Source organism: Streptomyces sp. UH6 (assembly GCF_013421635.1).
GTDB lineage: Bacteria > Actinomycetota > Actinomycetes > Streptomycetales > Streptomycetaceae > Streptomyces > Streptomyces abyssomicinicus.
Genome location: NZ_JACADT010000835.1, coordinates 1 through 2526, shown reverse-complemented (window position 1 = coordinate 2526; position 2526 = coordinate 1). Strand labels below are relative to the sequence as shown.

The window sequence follows — 2526 nt, the reverse complement described above, 5'->3', positions numbered from 1 at the left end:
ACGGCCGTCCGCCCGTCCGGCCGCCGCAGCACCAGACCCGCCGGCGACCGCCGCCCCAGCAGCCGGGCCATCCGCTCCAGCCGGCTCCAGAGCGCGTCCTGGAAGACGGGATCCAGCTCCCGCGGCGTCCAGTCGGGCGCCGCCCGCCGCACGTCCTCGGTGTGGACGTAGAACTCCACCGTGTTCGACGCCTCGTCCACCTGCTTGAGCGAGAACGGCGACATCCGCGGCGGCCCGGTACGGATCAGCTGGATCAGCTCCTCGTACGGCTTCGCGGCGAACTCCGCCCGCACCCGCTCCAGCCGCTCGGCCAGCGCCTTGATCAGGATGCCGCCCGCCGCGTCCGCCCGGCGCTCGCGCACGACCACGTGCGCCGCCAGGTCGCGGGCCGTCCATTCCCCGCACAGCGTGGCCGCCTCCGGGCCCGCCGTCTCCAACAGGTCGGCCAGAAGCAGCCGTTCACGCTTGGCAAACGTCGACATGCCCCCACCCTACGACCGACCGGCCCCACCGCGCAGGACGCCGCACACCCGAAGACGTCACGGGTCCGCCCCGTGGACACCCGCCCGGGCCCGCCCGGCGGACGCGGCAGAATGGACGGCATGAGCAGCAGCGCCACCCCCGCACCGTCCACCGGTCTCGACCCCGCCGTCGCCGCCCGCCTCAAGCGCACCGCCGACGGCCTGGTCCCCGCCATCGCCCAGCAGTACGACACGGGCGAGGTGCTGATGCTCGGCTGGATGGACGACGAGGCCCTGCACCGCACCCTCACCACCGGCCGCTGCACCTACTGGTCGCGCAGCCGCCAGGAGTACTGGGTCAAGGGCGACACCTCCGGCCACGTCCAGCACGTCAGGTCCGTCGCCCTCGACTGCGACGGCGACACCCTGCTGGTCCGCGTCGACCAGACCGGCGCCGCCTGCCACACCGGCGACCGCACCTGCTTCGACGCCGACGTGCTGCTCGAGGAGACCGACGCGCCGCTCAAGGAGGAAGACGCGCGGGCGGGGACCTCCACGGATCAGTAGGGTCCACGGCCATGGACCTCGAGACGTTCCGCACCCTCGCCGCAGACCGGCGTGTCATCCCGGTCACCCGCAAGCTCCTCGCCGACGGCGACACCCCCCTCGCGCTGTACCGCAAGCTCGCCGCCGAACGCCCCGGCACCTTCCTGCTGGAGTCCGCCGAGAACGGCCGCTCCTGGTCCCGCTACTCCTTCGTCGGCGTCCGCAGCGACGCCACCCTGACCGAACGCGGCGGCCAGGCGCACTGGACCGGCGCCCCGCCCGTCGGCGTCCCCGAGGAGGGCGACCCGCTGGCCGCGCTGCGGGCCACCGTGGAGACCCTGCACACCCCCCGCCAGGAAGGGCTGCCGCCGTTCACCGGCGGCATGGTCGGCTACCTCGGCTACGACATCGTGCGCCGCCTGGAGAAGATCGGCCCCGGCGAGCGCGACGACCTCAAGCTGCCCGAGCTGACCATGCTGCTCACCAGCGACCTCGCCGTCCTCGACCACTGGGACGGCACGGTCCTGCTGATCGCCAACGCGATCAACCACAACGACCTCGACACCGGCGTCGACGAGGCGTACGCCGACGCGGTCACCCGGCTCGACGCCATGGAGGCCGACCTCGCCCGCCCGCTCGCCCAGCCGCCGGTCGCCCTGCCCGACGCCGAGCTGCCCGAGTACACCGCGCTGTGGGGCGGCGCCGACTACCAGAAGGCCGTCGAGGACATCAAGGAGCGCATCCGGGCCGGCGACGCCTTCCAGGTGGTTCCCTCGCAGCGGTTCGAGACGCCCTGCACGGCGAGCGCGCTGGACGTCTACCGGGTGCTGCGCGCCACCAACCCGTCGCCGTACATGTACCTCTTCCGGTTCGACGGCTTCGACGTGGTGGGCTCCAGTCCCGAGGCGCTGGTCAAGGTGGAGGACGGCCGGGCCGTCCTCCACCCCATCGCCGGGACCCGGCACCGCGGCGCCACACCGCAGGAGGACCAGGCGCTCGCCGAGGAGCTGATGGCCGACCCCAAGGAGCGGGCCGAGCACCTGATGCTCGTCGACCTCGGGCGCAACGACCTGGGCCGGGTCTGCGAGCCGGGCTCGGTGGAGGTCGTCGACTTCATGTCGATCGAGCGGTACTCGCACGTGATGCACATCGTCTCCACGGTCACCGGCCGCGTCGCCGCCGGCCGCACCGCCTTCGACGTGCTCACCGCCTGCTTCCCGGCCGGCACGCTGTCCGGCGCGCCCAAGCCGAGCGCGCTGCGGATCATCGACGAGCTCGAGCCCTCCCGGCGCGGCCTGTACGGCGGCTGCGTGGGCTACCTGGACTTCGCCGGGGACTCCGACACGGCCATCGCCATCCGCACCGCGCTGCTGCGCGGCGGAACCGCCTACGTGCAGGCCGGGGCCGGCGTGGTCGCCGACTCCGACCCGGTGGCCGAGGACACCGAGTGCCGCAACAAGGCCGCCGCCGTCCTGCGGGCCGTCCACAGCGCCAATCGGCTGACGGCCGCCGAACGGCC

General features: G+C 73.6%; 3 protein-coding genes. 2 read left to right on the top strand and 1 reads right to left on the bottom strand.

Translation table 11 applies throughout. From position 1 onward, the window contains the following. The coding region (locus HW445_RS26465) for a TIGR03085 family metal-binding protein (protein ID WP_180223404.1) at window positions 1-482 on the bottom strand (482 nt) is incomplete at its 3' end. Between the two features lie 120 nt (window positions 483-602). Here HW445_RS26465 and hisI point away from each other — a divergent pair. Next, entirely contained in the window at window positions 603-1028 is a 426-nt protein-coding gene (hisI, locus tag HW445_RS26460) for a phosphoribosyl-AMP cyclohydrolase (RefSeq protein ID WP_180223403.1), read from the top strand. An 11-nt stretch (window positions 1029-1039) separates the two neighbouring features. Next, window positions 1040-2526: anthranilate synthase component I (locus HW445_RS26455; RefSeq protein ID WP_180223402.1), on the top strand; the 1487-nt coding region annotated here is incomplete at its 3' end.

Coding starts and splice junctions, on each gene's coding strand:
- hisI (WP_180223403.1), top strand. CDS start 603: ATGAGCAGCAGCGCCACCCCCGCACCGTCCACCGGTCTCGACCCCGCC.